Source organism: Microcoleus sp. A6-C6 (assembly GCF_036705955.1).
In the GTDB taxonomy this organism is placed as follows: Bacteria; Cyanobacteriota; Cyanobacteriia; order Cyanobacteriales; family Microcoleaceae; genus Microcoleus.
The window spans coordinates 1-1,833 of record NZ_JAUBVR010000177.1 but is presented as its reverse complement, the minus strand read 5'-3'; the positions used below and the strand labels follow the sequence as shown (position 1 = coordinate 1,833).

The window sequence follows — 1,833 nt, the reverse complement described above, 5'->3', positions numbered from 1 at the left end:
GTCATATCACTAATGGCAAACACTTCTCTCTAATAGTAGCTTAAGTTTACTCTATCCTTTCCTTCATGGCACTACCGAGGTCTATTATAGCATAGATTTTTTTTGCAAGAGGTCTATTGTGCCGATCGCCATTTAAACTTAATCTAGACTAAGTATCTCAAGGAACACAAAAAAATAATGCGCATTTTATTTGTATCCGCCGAAGCAGCACCCCTAGCCAAAGTAGGCGGTATGGGCGATGTCGTCGGCGCTTTGCCTAAATTTCTGCGCCGCATGGGTCACGATGTCCGCATCTTCATGCCCTACTACGGCTTCGTCCCCGACAAAATGGACGTTCCCAAAAAACCCGTTTTCCAGGGGGCGGCCATGTTCCAAAGCTTCTCCGTCTTTGAAAGTGTTTTGGCGGGAACCGATGTACCTTTATACTTATTGCAACATCCATCTTTCTTGCCGCGCCGCGTTTACGGCGGCGTAGATGAAGATTGGAGGTTCACTTTCTTTGCCAATGCTGCTGCTGAATTTGCCTGGAATCACTGGAAACCACAAATTATGCACTGTCACGACTGGCATACGGGGATGATACCTGTTTGGATGAAGCAAGACCCCGATATCAGCACAGTTTTTACTATTCACAATTTAGCTTATCAAGGGCCGTGGCGCTGGCGTTTGGATCAGATGACTTGGTGCCCCTGGTATATGCAAGGTCACAATACAATGGCTGCGGCAGTACAGTTTGCCGATCGCGTAAATACAGTTTCACCCACTTACGCCGAACAAATCAAAACCCCAGCTTACGGGGAAACTTTGGAAGGTTTGCTATCTTTTCTAGGCGGCAAGGTTTCGGGAATTTTGAACGGAATTGATACAGAATCTTACAACCCAGCAACTGACAAGTACCTCCACCAACAATTTAGTGTTGATACGCTAGAAAAGCGCCCAGCTAACAAAATTGCGCTGCAAGAAGAAGTCGGTTTGGAAGTGAATAAAAATGCCTTTTTAATCGGCATGGTGACGCGGCTGGTAGAACAGAAGGGGTTGGATTTGATCATTCAAATGCTCGATCGCTTCATGGCCTATACCGACGCTCAGTTTATTGTACTCGGAACGGGCGATCGCTACTACGAAACCCAACTGTGGCAAATGACCGCCCGCTATCCCGGTCGGATGTCCACCCAATTACTCTACAACGACGCCCTCTCCCGGCGCATTTACGCAGGCTGCGACACCTTCCTGATGCCCAGCCGTTTCGAGCCCTGCGGCATCAGCCAAATGCTCGCCCTCCGCTACGGCTGCGTCCCAATGGTGCGTCGTACAGGCGGTTTAGTCGATACCGTTTCCCACAACGACCCAATTAATAATACCGGTACCGGTTACTGTTTCGATCGCTACGAGCCCCTCGACTTGTTCACCTGTATGATCCGAACATGGGAAGGTTTCCGCTACAAAGATAAGTGGAAAGAACTGCAACAACGCGGCATGAGAGAAAACTTTAGCTGGGATCTTTCTGCCCAGAAATACGTCAACTTGTACAGCGAAATTCTCGGCATTTCACCAGAAGAAACATCACCAGAACCTGAGCCACAATTAATCATTGGTAAAGGTTAATCTCTTTCTTTGTAGGGTGCGTCAGGCGTTATTGTCGATTTAGGCGATCGCATATTTCCTGACGCACCCGAAAACGTGTCATTGCGAGGAACGAAGCAATCCCAGGGTAAGAGAGATTGCTTCGTTCCTCGCAATGACATAATCTAAATTCGCATTCTTCCTTCTTCCTTCTTCCTTCTTCCTTCTTCCTTCTTCCTTCTTCCTTCTTCCTTCTTCCTTCTTCCTTCT

The 1,833-nt window shown here is 47.6% G+C and carries 1 protein-coding gene; it reads left to right on the top strand.

Annotated features, from left to right (window positions below):
- Positions 1-177 precede the first annotated feature (177 nt).
- Positions 178-1,605, top strand: a complete 1,428-nt coding sequence (glgA, locus tag QUB52_RS29020; RefSeq protein ID WP_265237306.1) for a glycogen synthase GlgA — start codon at positions 178-180, stop codon at positions 1,603-1,605.
- Positions 1,606-1,833 lie beyond the last annotated feature (228 nt).